The sequence below is a fragment of the Mycobacterium sp. E796 genome (assembly GCF_001672815.1).
Classification (GTDB): Bacteria; Actinomycetota; Actinomycetes; order Mycobacteriales; family Mycobacteriaceae; genus Mycobacterium.
In genome coordinates, this window is the sequence record NZ_LZKK01000227.1 from 1 (window position 1) to 18,376 (window position 18,376).

General features: G+C 65.1%; 14 protein-coding genes and 1 pseudogene. 8 read left to right on the plus strand and 7 right to left on the minus strand.

The window, feature by feature from the left end; translation table 11 throughout:
- The 5 genes from A5706_RS16665 to A5706_RS33710 all read left to right on the plus strand — a co-directional run.
- Window positions 1–2,159 (plus strand): alkaline phosphatase family protein (locus A5706_RS16665; protein ID WP_068132543.1); only part of this gene is annotated, 2,159 nt, incomplete at its 5' end.
- 126 nt (window positions 2,160–2,285) lie between these two features.
- A complete protein-coding gene (locus A5706_RS16670) occupies window positions 2,286–3,170 on the plus strand; it encodes a cutinase family protein (protein ID WP_231985328.1) in 885 nt (294 codons plus the stop codon).
- 60 nt (window positions 3,171–3,230) lie between these two features.
- Entirely contained in the window at window positions 3,231–3,788 is a 558-nt protein-coding gene (locus A5706_RS16675) for a M15 family metallopeptidase (RefSeq protein WP_068132548.1), read from the plus strand.
- Window positions 3,789–3,925: 137 nt separating this feature from the next.
- Window positions 3,926–4,978 (plus strand): hypothetical protein, encoded by a 1,053-nt coding sequence (locus A5706_RS16680; RefSeq protein WP_068132550.1) that lies wholly within the window; start codon window positions 3,926–3,928, stop codon window positions 4,976–4,978.
- 452 nt (window positions 4,979–5,430) lie between these two features.
- Window positions 5,431–6,954, plus strand: coding sequence for a PE family protein (locus A5706_RS33710; RefSeq protein WP_082964442.1), 1,524 nt, complete (start codon window positions 5,431–5,433; stop codon window positions 6,952–6,954).
- A gap of 58 nt (window positions 6,955–7,012) precedes the next feature.
- Here the strand turns inward: A5706_RS33710 and A5706_RS16690 are convergent, their stop codons facing one another.
- From A5706_RS16690 to A5706_RS16710, 5 genes and pseudogenes are all read right to left on the minus strand, one after another.
- The gene (locus tag A5706_RS16690; protein ID WP_068132553.1) at window positions 7,013–9,559 is read right to left on the minus strand and encodes an excinuclease ABC subunit UvrA; all 2,547 of its coding nucleotides are present in this window, start codon (window positions 9,557–9,559) and stop codon (window positions 7,013–7,015) included.
- 305 nt (window positions 9,560–9,864) lie between these two features.
- Window positions 9,865–10,413: pseudogene (locus A5706_RS16695) on the minus strand (type 1 glutamine amidotransferase domain-containing protein); the annotation flags it as partial.
- A gap of 112 nt (window positions 10,414–10,525) precedes the next feature.
- Complete coding sequence (locus A5706_RS16700) at window positions 10,526–11,683, minus strand: low temperature requirement protein A (RefSeq protein WP_231985329.1); 1,158 nt, start codon at window positions 11,681–11,683, stop codon at window positions 10,526–10,528.
- 211 nt (window positions 11,684–11,894) lie between these two features.
- Window positions 11,895–12,371, minus strand: coding sequence for a lipocalin-like domain-containing protein (locus tag A5706_RS16705; RefSeq protein WP_068132558.1), 477 nt, complete (start codon window positions 12,369–12,371; stop codon window positions 11,895–11,897).
- Window positions 12,372–12,401: 30 nt separating this feature from the next.
- Window positions 12,402–12,989 carry a TetR/AcrR family transcriptional regulator gene (locus A5706_RS16710; protein WP_068132569.1) on the minus strand — a complete coding sequence of 196 codons (588 nt, stop codon included), beginning with the start codon at window positions 12,987–12,989 and terminating at the stop codon, window positions 12,402–12,404.
- A 97-nt stretch (window positions 12,990–13,086) separates the two neighbouring features.
- Here A5706_RS16710 and A5706_RS16715 point away from each other — a divergent pair, with 97 nt between their 5' ends.
- Both A5706_RS16715 and A5706_RS16720 read left to right on the plus strand, forming a co-directional pair.
- Window positions 13,087–13,917 (plus strand): enoyl-CoA hydratase/isomerase family protein, encoded by an 831-nt coding sequence (locus A5706_RS16715; protein ID WP_082964443.1) that lies wholly within the window; start codon window positions 13,087–13,089, stop codon window positions 13,915–13,917.
- A gap of 2 nt (window positions 13,918–13,919) precedes the next feature.
- A complete protein-coding gene (locus A5706_RS16720) occupies window positions 13,920–15,125 on the plus strand; it encodes a CaiB/BaiF CoA-transferase family protein (protein WP_068132560.1) in 1,206 nt (401 codons plus the stop codon).
- Between the two features lie 86 nt (window positions 15,126–15,211).
- Here A5706_RS16720 and A5706_RS16725 read toward each other — a convergent pair whose 3' ends face one another.
- Both A5706_RS16725 and A5706_RS16730 read right to left on the minus strand, forming a co-directional pair.
- Complete coding sequence (locus tag A5706_RS16725; protein ID WP_231985330.1) at window positions 15,212–16,165, minus strand: carboxymuconolactone decarboxylase family protein; 954 nt, start codon at window positions 16,163–16,165, stop codon at window positions 15,212–15,214.
- A gap of 271 nt (window positions 16,166–16,436) precedes the next feature.
- A complete protein-coding gene (locus A5706_RS16730; protein WP_197517861.1) occupies window positions 16,437–17,267 on the minus strand; it encodes an SDR family oxidoreductase in 831 nt (276 codons plus the stop codon).
- A 217-nt stretch (window positions 17,268–17,484) separates the two neighbouring features.
- Between A5706_RS16730 and A5706_RS16735 the strand changes: the two genes are divergently transcribed.
- A complete protein-coding gene (locus A5706_RS16735; RefSeq protein WP_068132567.1) occupies window positions 17,485–18,129 on the plus strand; it encodes a helix-turn-helix domain-containing protein in 645 nt (214 codons plus the stop codon).
- Window positions 18,130–18,376: the final 247 nt, after the last annotated feature.

Sequence of the window (18,376 nt, forward strand, 5' to 3'; positions counted from 1 at the left end):
GCGGCCCGCTGTTCGGTCCCGGCGGGACCGGCGGCGACGGCGGCGCCAGCTCGTTCAACGCCGGCGGGGCCGGCGGGTCCGGCGGAGCGGGTGGCGCGCTGTCGGGCACCGGCGGGTCCGGTGGGACCGGCGGATCCAGCATTAACGGCGCCGGTGGCCTCGGCGGAGTCGGCGCCACCGCGGGCTGGGTGGGCTCCGGCGGTGCCGGTGGCGCCGGCGGCACTTCGGGAGCAACCGCCGGGACCCATTCCGGCGGCCAGGGCGGGGCCGGCGGCGGCGCCGGATTCGTGGGCTCCGGCGGGGCCGGTGGACCCGGCGGATTCGCCGCGACGGGCCCCGGCGGGGATGGCGGCCACGGCGGGAATGGCGGGTCGCTGGTGGGCAACGGCGGCCCCGGCGCGGCCGGCGCGGACGTCGCCGCCACTTCGACGTTCAGCGGCGGAGGCGGCGGGAGCGGCGGCAGTTCCTTCCTGGTCGGCGTCGGCGGCAACGGCGGCAACGGCGGCAACGCCGCCGCCGGCCTATTGGGCGGCCCGGGCACCGTGGGGGCCGGCGGGACATTGCTTGGCCGCAACGGAATCCCCGGTTTACCGATGAGCCCGAACCTGTTGGTCAACCCCGGCTTCGAAACGGCCGACCCGTCCGGGTCGGGCTACAGCGGCGTGACCATTCCCGGCTGGACGGTGAGCGGCACGCCGACGATCATCACCTACGGCACCCCGCGCGGCTACCCGGGACCGTTCTCCATCCCGGACCTGCCGGGTTTCCTGGGCTTCCCCGGAACAGCGCCCCCGGGCGGCGGCAGCAATTTCGCCGGCGGCGGGCCCGTGGCCACGTCGACCATGAGCCAAATCGTCGACCTGAGCGCCGCAGCCGGCAAGATCAACACCGGCACAACGCCGTACACGCTGAGTGGCATGCTCGGCGGCTACTTGGGGGACCCGTCCGCGACCTCACTGAAGGTCACGTTCCTCAACAACAGCGGGGCCGTTCTGGGCACCGGGACGACCACGTCGGTCACGTCGCTGGATCGGTTGGGAATCACCGGATTCCAGGGACGGGACGTCTCCGGGACGATCCCGGTGGGTACCACCAAGGCCGTGGTGACCGCGACTTTCGCCGACCACAACCCGGTCCTGGGCAACTACAACAACGCCTTCGCCGACAACCTGTCGTTCACCGTCGGCGATCCGAACCTCGCCAAGCCGACGCTCACCGTACCGACATCCAATGTCGGCCACCTGGATCACGTATTCCTCATCTACATGGAGAACCACGGCGTCGGCGACATCCTCGGCAGCCCGAACGCGCCGTACATCAACGCCCTGATCAACAGCTACGGATACGCCAACAACTACTACGCGCTCGGCCATCCCAGCGACCCCAACTACTTCCGGATCCTGGGCGGAACGGACTACGGCATTGACGTCAACCCGCCGCCGAACGTCATCTACGGAAACAACAACCTCATGGCAAAAATGGATGCTTCGGGCGTCACATGGGCCGGCTACGCGCAGAGCATGCCCGCCCCGGGCACCATCGTCGACTCCGGGGACTACGCCGTCGACCAATTACCGTTCGCGATGTTCAACTACGTGTATGCCAACCAAACCCCGGGCTACCTGACGACCCACCTGCTTCCGCTGACGAATTTGGGCACCGATCTGCAAAACCCAAGCACTGCACCGAAATTCGCGTGGATAGCCGCCAACGAGTCGAACAACATGGAAGGCCCCGTGAGTTTCCCGACCGGCGCGCTGAACTTCGTGGGCAGCCAGCTCACGACGCATCAGTACAACATCGCGGCCGGCGACCAGTTCGTCCAGCAACAGGTGTCCACCATCCAAAGCTCGCCGACGTGGACCGACCCGACGCAGCACGACGCGATCATCATCACGTTCGACGAGGACTACAACAACCTGTCGCTTGGCATCGGTAACCAGGGCAACAACGTCCCGATGATCGTCATCCCGAACGCGGGCGCCGTGAACGCCGCGACCGGGGCGATGCAATCCGGCCACTTCGTCGCCACCAGCCACTACGACCAGTACAGCCTGATGGCCACCATCGAAGACGCCTTGAGTCCTTCGCCGGGAGCCCTGGGGCCGCTTACTGCCAACGACATGTACGCGCAACCCATGAACGAGTTCTGGAAGTAAGGCCGACTCCGGCGGGCGGCCGGACGCGGAAATTCTGAACTCCCGCGGGAGTGTCGGATTGCCGAGTACTGGGCACTCCACCTCTAAGCGCTAATTCGCATCTCAGATACCCGTGGAAGGTGCATGATGCCGCACATAGTGATGACCGTATCGGGAACCGGTGTCGACATGTGGAACACCGCGCCACCGCAACCCGCCGGAGTAGCTTCCGCCCTGGCGGCCGCGTTTCCAGACCTGTTCTACTGGCAGCCCGTCGGTAACTACCCGGCGAGCGTGTTCCCCATGGGCCCAAGCGTGGACGCCGGCGTCGCCGAGCTGAATAGGCTTTGCACACAAATCAATCCGCCAGCCGGAGCGCCGTCCTATCCGGAGAGTTCCATCATCCTGCTTGGATACTCACAGGGCGCCATCGTCGTGTGTCAATTCCTGCACACGATAGCTTGGATGAACCCGCAGATCGCGAACCGCATTGTCGCGGTGGGCGTTTGGGGCAACCCGCTCCGGTTGCCGGGATTCGCTTCCGGCAACCAGTTCGCTGGTTGGCCGATGCCGGCCGACGTGGACGGCGTTGTCACCGGTGGCGTTTCAGGTCCGGCCTGCATGATGCCGGCCGACGTCGCACCGCACCTGCTCACGCCGGTGACGCATTTCTGGGGCGATTTCGTCAACACCATCGGTATCGGTAACGACATTTACACGGACGCACCCGTCGGCCCGAACCCGTGGACAGCCGAGGCGGGCCCGGGAGTCATCGAGACGCAGATCTACAACATCGTCCAAAACGCGAACAGCCCAAATATTTTCGCGATCCTGCGCGACGCGCTAAAGCTGGTCAACCCATCCACATCCGTGGAGGAAATTATTTCCATCACCGAAGCGATCTACAACGGCGGCATGTTCTTGGCGGCCGGTCCGAATGCGTCCCACTACACCTACGACACCGCGCCGATCTATAACTTCATAGCCTTGGCGGGCCAAGAGACGCAACCGTTTTCCACCAGCCAGGTTTGACCGACGCTCCCCCCGGACGCCCCATCGGTAGAGTGCCACAGAACAGCCAGGAGAGGGAGCATGCGATCAATTGCGTTGGCCGCCGCCTTTGCAGTGGCGTTCGGCTTCCTCGCGCCGTCTGATCCACCGGCACCGCCCACTAGCCTTGCCGATCACTCGGTCCCGTTGGCTCCTCCTGCCGACCCTGGCGACGGTTCCCTGCCGAACGGGGGCCAGCTGACGCCGTTCGACGTCCAGTACTCGGCAATCGCACGGCTCGACCCGGCGTTGTTGAAAGCGATTCAAGGCGCCGCCACGGCGGCCGCTGCCGACGGCGTAACCATGACCATCACCTCGGGCTGGCGGTCGCCGGAGTTTCAGCAGCGGCTGCTGGACAATGCTGTGCAGACCTACGGGAGCCTCGCCGCGGCGCGGCAATACGTGCAGACCCCGGCGATGTCCAAACACGTCGCCGGCGAGGCCGTCGACGTCGGGGGTGCGGGCGCCGACGACTGGCTGATCGCCAACGGGTCGCGCTTCGGGCTGTGCCGGATTTACGCCAACGAGCTGTGGCACTTCGAACTGGCGACGGATGCGACGGGGAACTGCCCGGCGCTGCTTCCCAACGCGGCCGGCTAGCTCCTGGATCGGCCAGCCGGACAAGCACAGTGGTTGCCATTCGGTGGCCGAGTGCGTCCTCAGAAGTCTATCGTCGGACGTACACGAACCGGCATCTGGTGAGGTTTCGCTGCCTGGGATGCGGGTAGGTGGTCCAGATGGTAGGCGGACGATCGTCAATCTTGCTTATCGCCGATCCGGGAGCTCCCGCCGCGATAGCCGAACGTCTGTCTAGTTCCCTACCAACCGCGCTCGCTAACTTCGCTTCGGCCGGCGATAAGTGGGAGGTGTCCGTGCGGCGTCACGCCTACCCAATCGACGAACATGCCGAGGTCTCCGACGTCGTTGACACGATCGACCCGGGTGGCGAACAAGAAGACATTGTCATTTACCTGACCGACTTGCCGAGACGTCATGGGACGACGCCGGTGATAGCCGACATCAGCGTGCCTGGCCGACTCGGAGTCATTTCCATTCCCGGCGTCGGTGGTGTGTTTGTCGATCGCCGGGTGACGAAGTTGGCGCGGACCATCGTGGCCGAGGTGACGGAGCAGTCGAACGAGCACAATCCGTCGGTGAAGCGACTGACGCGGAAGCAGAAGGACGATGTTGTCCGCTACTTCGCGCCGACTGCTCTGTCGCGTCTGCGGCTGCTGGCGGGGATGGTTCACGCGAACCGTCCGTGGCGACTGGTCACTGGCATGTCCAAGGTGATGATGGCGGCGTTCGCCACGGGGGCGGTAAGCCTCGCATATCCGACGATCTGGCAGCTGTCCGCCACTATGGGCCCCTGGCGATTAGCCACCGCAACCATCTTGGCGACGGCAGCGATGATCGCCTGGCTGATCATCGAACACGAACTGTGGGAACGCCCGCAGTCAGCCGACGGACGCGAACGCGCAGTGTTATACAACGCTTCAACTGTCGTCACTCTGCTAATCGGCGTCATGATTTTCCACGCTGGGTTGTTTCTCCTGCTGCTGGTGACCGCATGGTGGACGCTTCCTCCGGAAATGGTGGCTAAAAGCATCGGCCATCCCGTCGGCCTCTCGGCCCTACTCCTGATGGCCTGGCTGGTAGCGGCGGTCGCCACGCTGGGCGGTGCCCTCGGATCGGGGATGGAGGACGACGACACCGTGAAGGCGGCGGCATATGGGGCCCGACAACGCCAACGATTCGACCAACAGAACTCACGCACACAGGACGACTGAGTCGGCGCCTCTCTCAGTGCCATTCGCGCGGCCCGGCGTTCGGGAAGCAAGGTTGACCGCGTCGCCGGCAGGGGCCGCCGCGAAGACGGTCATCAGACCTGTGATTAAGTGCCCGTCCTAAACCGCCGCGTTCGCTGCGACCTCCGACTCGATGTCACACCTGGTTGGCTGCCGCGTCATGCAGCCTGCATCCTGCACCGCCGCGAGCGCGGCACCGGTCGCATCGTCGGCGACGCGTCGTCAGTCACTCAGACCAGTCATACCCAATAGTCGGCTTAGCCCGCCTATAGCATCCTTAACGGATCGACACACGCCTAATAACTGGAGTTATAGTTATGAAAATTGCATTTTTCACTACTTTATGACCGTTTCGCGTTACGGTTCGCGTATGTAAGCAACCACCGAACGGGCCACGGGATGGGTCCGCAGGGGATGAGCCTCGGGAGGTAACGGTGTCGTTTCTGGTCGCAGCTCCGCAGATAATCCAGGATGCCGCAACGGATTTGGCGAATATCCGTTCGGCGATCGGTTTGGCCAACAACGCAGCCGCGGCCGCGACAACGGGTGTACTGCCTGCGGCCGCCGATGAGATATCAGGCCGGATCGCTGCCCTGTTTTCCCAATATGCGTCGGGGTTCCAACAGCTCAGCACGCAGGCGGAGGCATTTCACGAGCAGTTTGTGCAGGCTTTGGCCGCGGGTGCTAACACCTATGCGGCGGCCGAGGCCAACGTCGTCCCGACCCTGGCGACCGCGCTGAATACGCCCGCGCAGGCATTGTCGGCGGGGAATGGTGAAGCGCTGGCGGCAAGTTTGCGCGCTGGACTGCCCGCGCTGGAGGCCGACCTCACCGGCGGGCTTTCCGGGCTGGGCGCCCAGGTGAACACTGCGTTGTCGGGCAGCTTTGGTGGTGGGCTATCCGGGCTTCCGGGGATGGTGCTGAATGGAATACCTGCGCCTACCCAGGCATCGTTGGTGGCTGCCACACATGCGCCAGTCAACGTGTTGGAGCAATTCGCGCAGGCCCAGATCGGCTTTAACACAACAATAGTCAACGGTGAGTTCGGCTTAAACGCCTCCCTGGTCACCAACGAGATGGGGATAGAGCAGGCTGTCTTCGGCACCAATAACGCATTGAACGGCGCGGTCAACAATGTTTTCAACTTCTGCAACACGATGGTGGGCACCGGTGAGCAGACCGTCAACAGTCTGCTGGGTGCGCAGGTACCTGCGAACCTCAACCTGACTTCCAGCCTGTTGGTTGGTAGCCCAAGCCTCGCTGTTCACGGCGGCGAGGTCGGTGGCCTGTTGGGTGCCCTCGATCAGGGACTGATGTTCGAGCTCAATATGGGCGGCTTGGTCACCGGCGCGATGACTGGCCACGGGGCGATGCAGGCGGCGTTCAGTACGGTCATCAATGGGACGCCGTTGCAGGCGATGGTGAGCGGGCTTCCGGTGTCGGCGCAGGCGTGGTCGGCGACCTCGTCGGTCGGCATGTTCCAGCAATTTGTGCAAGCCCAGATCGGCTTCACCAACAACCTGGTCCACAGTGAATTGGCATTCAACCAGTCCCTGATCACCAGCGAGATGGGCTTGGAGCAGACCGTCTTTGGCACCAACCATGCGCTCAACGGCGTCGTCAACGACGTCTACAACTTCTGGAATCTGATGCTGGGTACCGGTGAGCAGACTGGCGACAGTCTCATTGGTGCGCAGGTCCCGGCGGACTTCACCGCCAGCCTTTTGGCCGGTGACTCCTACCAAGTCATTGGCGGCGGTCAGGTCGGCGGTCTACTGGGCGCACTGGATCAGAAAGTGTTGTTCGACCTCAACGTGCTGGGCTTGCCAGGTCTCACACCGCCGCCGCCACCGCCGCACCACTGCCCGCCTCCATGTCCGCCTCCGCCGCCCTGTCCGCCCCCGCCGCCATGTCCGCCTCCCTGTCCGCCCCCGTGCCCGCCTCCGCCCTGTGATTGAGGCGGGCGGCACGAACCCAACGGAATGGCGGGTTGATTCACAAGAAAGACTCGACTTTTCAGCGAATAGCCAACGGCGCCAACCGTTTCGCCAGATACGGCGCCGTGCGGCTGTTTTTCGCACGTGCCACCTTGGTAGGCGGGCCCGCCGCAACGACTCGACCGCCGTCACTACCGGCTCTCGGTCCCAGGTCGATCACCCAGTCCGCGTCCGCGACCATCCGCATGTCATGTTCGGCCACCACCACCGTATTGCCCGCGTCGACTAAGCGGTGCAATTGACGATCGAGCAGATCCACATCGGCGGGATGAAGCCCGGTGGTCGGCTCGTCGAGAACATAGAGGGTATGCCCTCGGCGCGGTCTCTGGAGTTCGGAGGCAAGCTTGATCCGCTGCGCCTCGCCGCCTGACAGTTCAGTCGCCGGCTGTCCGAGACGGAGATATCCCAGTCCGACCTCTCGCAACGTGGTCAAGCTTCGGGCCGCCTTCGTAACGTCGGCGAGAAAGTTTGAGGCCTCATCCACGGTCATCGCGAGCACGTCGGCGATCGTGCGATCGCGGTAGCGCACCTCGAGTGTCTCGTCGGAGTAACGCGAGCCGTGACATGCTGGGCATGTGGCGTATGTGCCTGGCAGAAACAGCAATTCGACCGAGACAAAACCCTCCCCCTGGCAGGTGGGGCAGCGCCCCTCGGGCACATTGAACGAGAACCGGCCCGCTGCCCAACCGCGGCGACGCGCCTTTGAAGTGGCGGCGAATTCCTGGCGCACGGCGTCGAATAAGCCGGTGTACGTCGCCAGCGTCGAGCGCGGCGTGCGTCCGATCGGGCGCTGGTCAACGGATACCAGCCGATTGATCTTCTCGACACCTTCCGCCGTCACGCCGAGGCTGGCGTCGTGATCGAGATCGACGATCTCAGTGTCACTTTCGTCGCCGTCGGCTTCGGCCGGCTCCAAGGCACGTCCCGTGCCGAGATGGCTGTTCACGACGTCGCCGAGGACCTTGACGACGAGCGTTGACTTGCCGGAGCCGGACACTCCGGTGACCGCGGTGTACACACCGAGTGGAAGGTCCACATCGAGGTCTCTCAAATTGTGGAAGCAGATCCCGCGCAGCCGCAGCCGCCCGGACGGCGTGCGGGATTGACGAGAGGGCGGCCTGGCCTCCTCGAAAAGGTACTTGCGAGTGACCGATTCCTCGGTGTCCGCAAGACCCGGCACCGGCCCGCTGTAGAGCACGCTCCCGCCCAGCTCTCCCGCCCCCGGTCCGACGTCGACGATCCAATCGGCGCGGCGTACCACGTCCATGTCGTGCTCGACCACGAATAGCGAATTGCCCGCGCGCCGCAGGCGATCGAGCACGTCGAGTAGCGGTTCGGCGTCCGCGGGGTGCAGTCCGGCCGAGGGCTCGTCGAGCACGTAGAGCACCCCGAACAAACCGGCGCGCAATTGGGTGGCGAGCCGCAACCGCTGCAATTCACCGGGCGACACCGTAGGAGTGCGGCGACTCAGCGTGAGGTAGCCGAGGCCGAGATCGATGAGTACCTGCAGGCGCGCGACGAGGTCGGCGGCGATCATCGTGGCCACTTCCGTCAACTCACCGGATTCCGTTGACTCGTACGCTGGAGCGGCATCGGTCCGGGAAGCCGTCGGGCGCAACGCGTCAGCAAGGCCGGCCAACGGCATCCCCGCGTAGTCGGCGATGGTGCGCCCGGCGAATGTCACCTTCAGCGCCTCGGGTCGCAGCCCGGAACCCTCGCATACTGGGCATTCGACGGTGTCGACAAATTGCAGCACGCGGCGGCGCATCATCGCGCTGTGGGAGTTGGCCAACGTGTGGCGGACGTGACGTTCGGCGCTGGAGAACGTCCCGTTGTAGTAATAATCGGCCTGCACGGGGTGCTGGCTCGGATCGATCTCCACTGTTGGCTGCTCATCGGTGAAAAGGATCCAATCGCGTTGGCGCTTAAGAAGTTTTCGCCAGGGCTTGTCGATGTCGTACCCCAGCGTGACCAGGATGTCGCGTAGGTTTTGGCCCTGCCACGCGCCCGGCCATGCGGCGACGGCGCCTTCGCGGATGGTCAGTGAAGGGTCCGGTACCAGTGTCTCTTCGGTTACCCGATGGATTCGTCCCAACCCGTGGCATTCGGGGCACGCCCCAACCGCGGTGTTCGGGGAGAACGCGTCGGAGTCCAGTCGTTCGGTGGCCCCCGGCGGGTAGGTTCCGGCGCGAGAGAACAGCATCCTCAGCAGGTTCGACAGGGTGGTGACGGTGCCGACGGTCGACCGCGATGTCGCCGAACCCCGTCGCTGCTGCAACGCAACGGCGGGCGGTAGCCCGGTGATGTCGTCGACCTTTGGCGCGCCGGCCGGCAGTAGCAGGCGACGCGCGTACGGGGCGACCGACTCGAAGTAGCGGCGCTGAGCCTCGGCATAAATGGTCCCGAAGGCCAACGACGATTTGCCGGACCCGGAGATCCCGGTGAACGCGACCAGGGCGTCACGCGGCGCTACGACGTCGACACTCCGTAGATTGTGGACCCGTGTCCCGTAAACGCGCACGCACGAGTCGATTTCGTCCGTGGGTCGATCGGACCTTCCTGTCATCGTGCTGAGACGAATACCCGCGCTGCAGCTGCGCAAGCATGAAGTTTGCTGCTCGATCTCGCAGCGCGCCTACGGGCACCGGGGAATGGAGCCACATCCGTACAGCCGGCCAAGACCAGGGTGCTTCTCTAGTTCTTGATGGAGATCCGTCTGCGTAGGGGCGACGCCAGTGCCGCCGCGGCCGCGCTGGTCAGTGCCGCCGCCGAGGGCTTCGGTGACCAACGCAAGGCGGACACGGCCCAGCCGAGCGGCTTGTCGAGCTGCGGATCCGAGCCGTTATGGTTCGTGACCGTCTGCATTTGATCCGTCGGCTCGGCGAAGATGTCGAGGGTCGCCGGGAGAAAAGCCCTCATGTCCTGGGGCCCCCGACTGGTGAGGAGGTTGCGATCACGCACGACCTCGCGGTCAAGCCAGGTGGCGCCGGCGTTCACCAAGTCGTCGCGGATGCCCGGCCACGAGGTCAGGGTGCGCCCAGTGAGCAATCCTGCCGACGCGAGCACCCACGGACCGTGACACAACGTGGCGATTGGCTTGCCGGCGTGATCGAACGCACGGACAAAGTCCCGGGCGGCCGCCGACTGCCGCAGCAGATCCGGGTTGATGAAGCCGCCCGGAAGCAGCAGTCCGTCGTAGGCGCCAGGGTCGGCGTCGGTGACGACCTTGTCCACGCCGACCCGGCTAGCCGGCATATGCAAATTCACTCCGCGGATGCGGCCGCGGCGCAGCGACACGATATCCACCTTGGCGCCGGCCAATTGCAATGCACGCAAAGGGATTACCAGCTCCACCTTCTCGAAGCCGTCGGCCGCCAATGCTGCGATTTTTCGCCCAGAAAGGCGTCTTGCCTGTGACATCAGGCTCTCCTGTCGGTTATGGCGCTCGAAGCGCCGGTTTACCTTTGTCTCGTGTCGGCTGGCTGCTCAACCGACCCGCGGACGCACCCGCTCGCGTGAGCGGCGCAATCCCTCAACGCGCCTGTCCTGCTACGGCCGGACCGACCCGCGGGCGCCGCAACAATTCCCAGACCAACCGGCAAACGCCGATGCCGGCGAGCAGGCCGAGCGCTGCGAGGGCGGGCATGTGCAACAAAGCTGGCAGAGTCGCCGCCGCGGCCACACCGGTAAGGGTGCGGTCAACCGGGGCTTGCCGGTGGTCTCGCCATCGGTAGGCGACGTCAGCGAGGTAGAACAGCGCCATGCCGCCGGCCAGTGCGACGGCGGGCGGCAGCGGCAGTGGGTGGGTGGCGTGCTCGATGGTGGCGTGCGCTCCGACGGCGAACAGCATGATGCCGGCGACCAGCGGCAGATGCAGGTAGCTGTAGGCGTCGCGGGCAAGATGAGCCCGTTCTATACCGGTGGCCTGCTCCAGCCGCTGCCGCGCTCCGGAGGTTAGACCAAAGTAGGTCCACCAGAACGTGGCCATGACCGCCACACCCAGCACCAGAGCAGCGATGACCTCCCACCGACCGAGATCCCTTGCAGCTCCACCTAATCCGACCACCACCTCACCGAGCGCGATGATGATGATCGACCCGTGGCGCGACACGAAGTAGGACGGCGAGATGCGAAATCCACCGAGACCGAGGACGCCCGGTGCGCCGTAGTCGATCACCGCCGCGGCTATCCACAACAGTTCGCGGCCCGGCGAGTCCATTAACGCCGCGGCCACGATGCATGCGGGGGCCGCGACGAACGCCGGCGCTATTCGACGGGTGCCCTGCCGCAACGCGGCGTCCTCGTGGGAAGCGAGGGCGACGAACTTCGCCACGTGGATCAACCGAACCACCAGAAGGCCGATCGCGAAGACCAGCGCGCCCGACCCGAAAGCTGCCGGAAGCGCCGCTGCCGCGACGAGCATCGCGGCCATCGCAGCGATGACCACGGCCTCGTGCCACACGTCGGGCGCGTCGAACGTGTTGATGAGCCAGGTGTAACCCGCCCAGGCCCACCACACCGCAAGCAGCGCCAGGGCGGCCCGGCCGAAACCCCTCGGCGAAAGATCGTGCAGGACAATCACCGTGACCTGCGACATGGCGAAAGTGAATACGAGATCGAAAAACAGTTCTAGATTGCCCTCGGAGCGTGGGCCCCCGCGGTGGATCGAGTTCTCGTCGTCCTCGCGCACGGCGTCACTCCCCCTTCGTGCATCGGCGCGCTCGAGCATCCTTCGGATTCTGGGCGCACAAGGAGGCGTCGAGCCGCTCCGTCCACACCGCTCAGCGCCCTCACCCGGAGTAACCCGAAAAATCCGGATCAATCCGGATATCGCCCGCCGTCAACGATTGGCGCCGCCGACCACATCGTCGGACGCGTGTGTTCCGGTGCCTTTTGACCTGTCAGGCCGAAAGCGGCTGAACGCGCCGCCAGACCAGGCGACCGTTGCGGCGCTGTCCGTCGATGAGCACGGGTTCGGTGGGACTGAGCTCGAGTCGGGAGTCCCCAATTTGGGCCGCTCGATACTGCGTTCCGCCGATCCAATTGGGCAGCAGACTGACGTCGACGTGGTGGGCGACGACGCTGTCGTCGGTGGTGGTGTAGGGGCCCGTGTAGGCCAGATATCCACGTGCGGCGGTTGCCAACTCGGCGTCGTCGCCGGTGGAAAGGTCGCCCACATCTAGTGGCGGCCGGTCAGCCCGCATGATCTGCGCCGACATGTAGCCATCGGGGGTGTACATGATGATCCCCACGGCGTCGGGTCCTAATGGATAACGCACGTCGGAGCCGTCGAGCACCGAGCTCTGATACGACTCCAGCGTCCAGGCCCCGATGAGGTATTCGCTCAGATCGTTGGCCTTCAACGCGGTCGTGGTCATAGCGTCCCTTCCGATTCGGTTGCGATGTCCTTATGCCGTGGCATCGGTTGCGGCCTGCGCGGCGGCGGTGAGCGTGGTGATGGCAGTCTCGAACGGCTTGGGGCTGCGCAGCGTCCGGCTCAAGATGAGAGCCCCCTCCATGGTGGTGACCGCCAGCGTGGCTAGGTCGTGAGCCCGCTCGCGGGAGACGCCCTTCTCTTCCAGGCGTGCGGCAAGTGTGGCGATGACGTCGCCGAATCCCCGGCGGGTTACGTCGCTCAGCGGCTGCGACGCTGGCGTGGATTCGATGACGATGGGCGCGACGGCACAGCCTCGGCGGTAGTCACTGGAGACGATTTCGTCGCGGAAGAGCTTCAGGAATCCAGCGATGAGGTCGGCCGCGGTGGTGGTGGCGCCGGCCACCCGATTGACATGCGCGATGACCTCGGATGTATGCCGCAGGACGACTTCGGTCGCCAGTTCTTCCTTCCCGCCGGGAAAGTGGAAGTACAACGAACCCCGCGGAGCGGCGCTTTCCTCAATGACATCGGACAGGGCGGTGCCCAGGTAACCGTGCTCGCGGAACAGCCCCCGAGCGGCCGCGATCATCCGGTCTCTGCTGTCGCTGCGCTGCGCCATGTCGTCCATCATACATAGTTTGCACCTTGACGTTGAATATCGGTGTGAATGCGACTACTTTTATAAGTATGACGATAGACATAGTTGTGATGGCGTGATGAACACCGAGACAGAGCTGGGCGCTGGCTACCCCGCCCGCGTGGTTGTCCCGGGCCCGGATACACCCCCCGTGGGGCGCGAATTGGACGGACAGGTGGCCGTGCTGACGATGCAGTACGCCCCACACAATTTCCTCGGGCTGGCATTGATCGATGGCCTCCTCGACGGCCTCGGGTGGGCGAAGGCCCAGGGGGCGCGCTCCGTGCTGCTGCGCAGCGGGTTGCGCAACTTCTGTGCGGGTGCCGACGTCGCGCTGTTCGAGAGCGCCGAGCGAGGGGTCGCCCCGGACGTCGACCTGGTGGCGGTGCTGCGTGCCTTTGACACGCTGCCGATACCGATCGTGGCCGCTATACACGGCGTGACCGTAGGCGGGGGGTTGGAGCTAGCGCTGGCAAGCGATCTCGTCATCGCCGGCGAGTCGGCCAAGATTGGCTGCGTCGAGGCGACCATTGGACTGAACCCGTTGATGGGCGGGATACAGCGCATCACCGAACGCGCCGGCGCCGCCCGCGCCAAGGAAATGGTCTTGTTGGGCCGCCGGTACGATCCCCGGACCTTGGAGCGATGGAACGTCATCAACCGGGTGGTGCCCGACGAGAAACTTGGCGATGCGAGTATGACGCTCGCTCGCGAACTGGCCAACGGCCCGACCCTGGCGCACGCGTCCACCAAGGCGATCGTGTCCTACACCCTGGCCCATGGAGTGCCTGCGGCCGACGAGGCCATGCGCGAACTGCAGCAGGAGTATTGGCGATCCGACGATTTGAAGCGGGGTTTGGAATCGCTCGAGATAAACGGCCCCGGCGCCGCCCGGTTCGTGGGGCGCTGACGATGACGCGGCCACTCGAGGACGTACGGGTCGTCGACTTCACCCGTGTGCTTGCCGGACCCCACTGCACCAAGCACCTGCTGGACCTTGGAGCCGAGGTCATCAAGATCGAGCCCCCCGCCGGCGACATCAGCCGGCTGGCCTACCCGCGCCAGGGTCAGATCAGCGGCTACTACGCGCAGCAGAACGCCGGGAAGCGGAACCTGAGCATCGACTTGAACGTGCCCGCGGCACGCGAGGTCGTCGCGGAGCTTTGTGACACCGCCGACGTGATCGTGGAGAACTTCCGGCCCGGCGCGCTGGCCGCGTTCGGTCTTGACTACGACTCGGTGTCCGCACGCAATCCCGCCGTGGTCTACGCCTCGATCAGCGGCTACGGCCAGAAGGGGCCGTGGCGCACCCGCATGGCCTATGCACCCACCGTCCAAGCCGAAGTCGGGTTCACCCGAAACACCTTGCAACAGTTCGGCGTTGACGGCGAGGCGAGCCGGTCCGACGCACTCTCGCACGGCGACGTCTACGCCGGCCTGCACGCCGCCATCGCCGTGCTGGCCGCGCTGCAGCGGCGCAGGGTCACCGGCCGCGGCCAGTACGTCGACGTCGCGATGGCCGCTGTGCTCACCTCGATTAACGAGCGTGTCCACTACGATCTGTCGGGCATAGACCTCGGCGCCGAGCCCCCCATCCTGGGCGCCACCGACTGTCCCTTCTTCACCAGCCCCGAGGGCCACCAATTCGTCGCGCCGATCAGCATCGTCGGCACCGCGACCTTCCCGTTCTACCTACGCGCCATGCGCCGGCCAGACCTCGCCGAAGATCCGCGCTTCCTCAGCGTCGAGTTGCGCAGAAAGAACCTCGCGGTCCTGCATTCGATCGTCCAGGACTGGATCTACACCTTCGACTCGATGGAATCCCTTGACGCCCAGTTCGACGAAGCCAAGATCGCCACTGGCCGCCTGCGGGACACCGCCGAATTCAACGAGACCGACTGGGCCAAAACTTGGGTGACCACACGCGAGGTCTCCGACCGGCAGGGCGGCGTCATCACCATCCCAGCTCCCCCTTGGCATTTCAGCGAGGACGCCGGAATTCTGCCCGACCAGGTGCCCGCTCGCCAAGGCGAACACAACGAGGAGATCCTCAAAGAGCTCGGCTGCACCGACAGCCAGATTCAGGCCCTACGGGAAAGCGGCGCCCTCATCGCGTGAAAGGCCGGCGACGCGCCGCGGGACACGTCGCGGTCGCGATGACCATGCGGCAGTTGGCCGGCCGGTAATCACGCCAGTATGTGCTGCTAGGCAGCCGGGGACAGCCATCCGGAGATCCTGCGCGTTGCGGTGAAGCTGGCCCAGGAGACCGCCGCCAAAATCTCGGCATCCGTGGGCTGGCTGTCACGGAAGTCCGCGATGATCCCGTCGTCGATCTGATAGGGCGCAATCGCGACCAGCAGGGCGAGCCTGCCCGCTGCTCGGTCGCGGGCGTCGAGACCCGTGACCGCCTGTTCGACCCAGCCCCGACTGATCCCCGGCTCTCGGCCATCCCAAGCCGCGACGTGCTCGCGTACCAAGTCGCGCACAGGCTGTGCCAGCACATCGGAGCCGAGGTCCTCGATGACGGCTTCGAGGCTGCCGAAGGCGGCCGCGAGCGCGGGCCGCGGTGCGGCCCAGGCAAACTCCCGTGACGGCGTCGCCTCAGGGAGGCGGCCCACCGCGCCCCCCGATGCGACATCGACCGCCATGACCCGCTTGCCCGCCAGTGTGCCGGCCACCCGGATGGTGGTCCCTCGCAGCCAGCGCAGCTTGGACGGCAACGGGACAGGGCCCTCCGGGAGAAAGACCTGCACCAGCCGGTCAATGTAGTGAAAGCTGGCGGCCGAGGCGATCAGCTGGGGTGCCTCCTGAGCGGTGAAAGGGGGGCAACGCAAGATGTCGGCGCCGGGCTGGCGGTTGGCGAACGCCCACATCGCGACCTCACGGGTTTTGCGGTCTGTGATCAGGTCAGGTCGATTCGCGCGGATCGCGTCGGCGGTGCTGGTGTCGTCGGCACCGACCAGCAGCATGCTATGCGCGTCAACGCAAAACGAGCACTGGTTGATCGCGGAGACGCCTTCGCAGACCACTTCACGCAGGCTGCGACTCACAGCGCCGGCGACGATGGATTCCCGCAGCATCCCCCATACCCCTGCCAGCAGCTCAGGTATCGGTGCGTGCAAGGTGACCGGTGGCACCAGCTGAAACTCTCGTCTCATCTGCCCGTAGACCTCGCCGACTAGGCCGTCGGCGTCCCGCGGAGAGACGGCTTTGATGTGTTTGATGATTTGTGGGGCAAAGGTCGTAAACAGTGTCTCTTCAACGCGAGCTGTCAACGGAGCCATCGGGGGCCTTCCTGAATTGGTCAGAAGTTGAGCATGAGCGTATTACTCGGCAGCGGTGGTAGAAACCGTGATGCGTTGCCTCACAGGGCAATCAAGCGTAACGGCTGCTGCGCCGAGGCCCCGCCAGGAGCTTTGTGCATCCTCCTCACCCGACGCCGATCGTCTGGTGATAGGTCTTGCCCCGACTCATTCCCACCAGCCGGATTAAGGAGCGCCGAGCAAGAGCGGAAGCTATCAGATCGCCGATCCGCGGCGAGAACGCCTCGCCGAGCAGCAATAGTTTGGCCGGTCCCGGCATCACCACCCGAGGCGCTCCGCGCCGCACCGCCGAAACAACCGCGCGCGCAACATCTTCTGACGCCAACGGAGTCATGTGGCGAAACGGCGGCGGCATATCGGCCTCATCGGCCTCACGCAGCAGGTCGGTGGCGGTCAGCGCGGGATACATCACCAACACCCGAATGTTGCTGCCCGCCAGTTCCTGGCGAAGAGCATCGGAGACCGCTGAGACCGCGTGCATCACGACCGCGTACGAGCCGAAACGGGCAAAGGCTTTGCGCCCCATCACCGATGACATATTCACGATCGCACCTGATCCCTGCCGGCGCATCGTCGGCAACACCTGCTGGGTCACGTCGATCAGCCCGAACAGGCTCGCCTGAAGAGTGTCACGCACGTTATCGCTGAACTCCGCGGACTCGACCACGCCGACCCGGCCGATCCCGGCGTTGTTCACCAGCACATCGATCCTGCCGAACTGTTGCAACGCCGCGTCCACCATCGCGACAACAGAAGCATGCGACGTCACGTCGGTTGGCACCGCCAACACGTCGCAACCCAGCGCCCGAACCTCGTCGGCCACGTCGGCGAGGCGGTCAGCCGAGCGCGCCGCCAGGACCACCCGCGCTCCCTGCTTGGCAAATGCCAGCGCCACGGCTTTGCCGATCCCGCGCGAAGCGCCGGTAACCAACACCACCTTGTTCTCAAACGGCTTTCCCACGCGATCTCCCCACTTCCTTAGGCCGGGTAGGACCAACTCGTAGCGCTGTGGCCGGGACGGCGTTGGCCGTCACCGCTTGGGGCACGGCCCGGACCGACGCGGACCCTCAACCATGGGAAGAACAGTAAACTATGGAAACAAGTAAATCAAGCGACTGGTGGATAAACAGCTCCCTTACTGTTAAAGTAGTGTCGTGAACACCCGGGTTTACAACCAGAACTGCCCCATCGCACGCGGGCTTGATGTCATAGGCGAGCGCTGGACACTGCTGATCGTGCGCGAACTGGTCGGCGGCCCTCGCCGCTACAGCGATCTGCGAGCCGAACTGCCCGGAATCGCCACCAACTTGCTCGCACAACGGCTCAAGGAATTGCAGGACGCCGGCTTGGTCGACCGCACCGACTTACCCGCCCCGATCGGCCGCACGGTGTATACCCTCACCGACGCGGCGTGGCAGAGGGTCCTGCCCATTGTGCAGGCCATCGCTCGATTTGGCCTGGACAAGATCGATCCCATGGACAGCAGTGCGGTCACGCCACTCAACGGGTTCCTAGCGGGCATCCTGCTCGCCTTCGATCCCGCCGCCGCGGCCGACCTGGACACCACCTACCGCATCGACATTGACGGCCGACGTTTCGAATTCACGGTCAGGCACGGACATCTGACCAGCGCTTGCGGTGAACCCAGGGTGTCGGTCACCGCCAGCGCTGCTGACCTTGTCGCTGCCCGTCTCGGCCGCGACGCCGCCACCCGGAAATCGGCCTTGCGCCGGATCCGTTTCGACGGCGACGCCGATGCCGTCGACGCCATGCGGGATGTCTTCTCCCTCCGCGGATAACGCACCTCAGGGATCCCGCCAGCGATCCCGACTTCACTGCGGCAACTCGGCTATCACACGTCAACGGCTACGCGCCGCCGTGCGAACACGCGAACCGCATCTCTTAATTGCCACGAACACCAGCCGACAACACACCGGCTGGGCTCTCGCGAAGTTGCGGTATCCAAGTTTTCGCACGGCGGCGCGTAGCCGTTGACGTGTGATAGCCGAGTTGCCGCAGTGAAGTCGGGATCGCTGGCGGGATCTC

Bases quoted from the DNA above. Each gene is read 5' to 3' on its own strand.
- A5706_RS16670 (WP_231985328.1), top strand. From the start codon at position 2,286: ATGCCGCACATAGTGATGACCGTATCGGGAACCGGTGTCGACATGTGG.
- A5706_RS16675 (WP_068132548.1), top strand. From the start codon at position 3,231: ATGCGATCAATTGCGTTGGCCGCCGCCTTTGCAGTGGCGTTCGGCTTC.
- A5706_RS16680 (WP_068132550.1), top strand. From the start codon at position 3,926: ATGGTAGGCGGACGATCGTCAATCTTGCTTATCGCCGATCCGGGAGCT.
- A5706_RS16690 (WP_068132553.1), bottom strand. From the start codon at position 9,559: ATGACAGGAAGGTCCGATCGACCCACGGACGAAATCGACTCGTGCGTG.
- A5706_RS16705 (WP_068132558.1), bottom strand. From the start codon at position 12,371: ATGACCACGACCGCGTTGAAGGCCAACGATCTGAGCGAATACCTCATC.
- A5706_RS16710 (WP_068132569.1), bottom strand. From the start codon at position 12,989: ATGGCGCAGCGCAGCGACAGCAGAGACCGGATGATCGCGGCCGCTCGG.
- A5706_RS16715 (WP_082964443.1), top strand. From the start codon at position 13,087: ATGAACACCGAGACAGAGCTGGGCGCTGGCTACCCCGCCCGCGTGGTT.
- A5706_RS16720 (WP_068132560.1), top strand. From the start codon at position 13,920: ATGACGCGGCCACTCGAGGACGTACGGGTCGTCGACTTCACCCGTGTG.
- A5706_RS16725 (WP_231985330.1), bottom strand. From the start codon at position 16,165: ATGAGACGAGAGTTTCAGCTGGTGCCACCGGTCACCTTGCACGCACCG.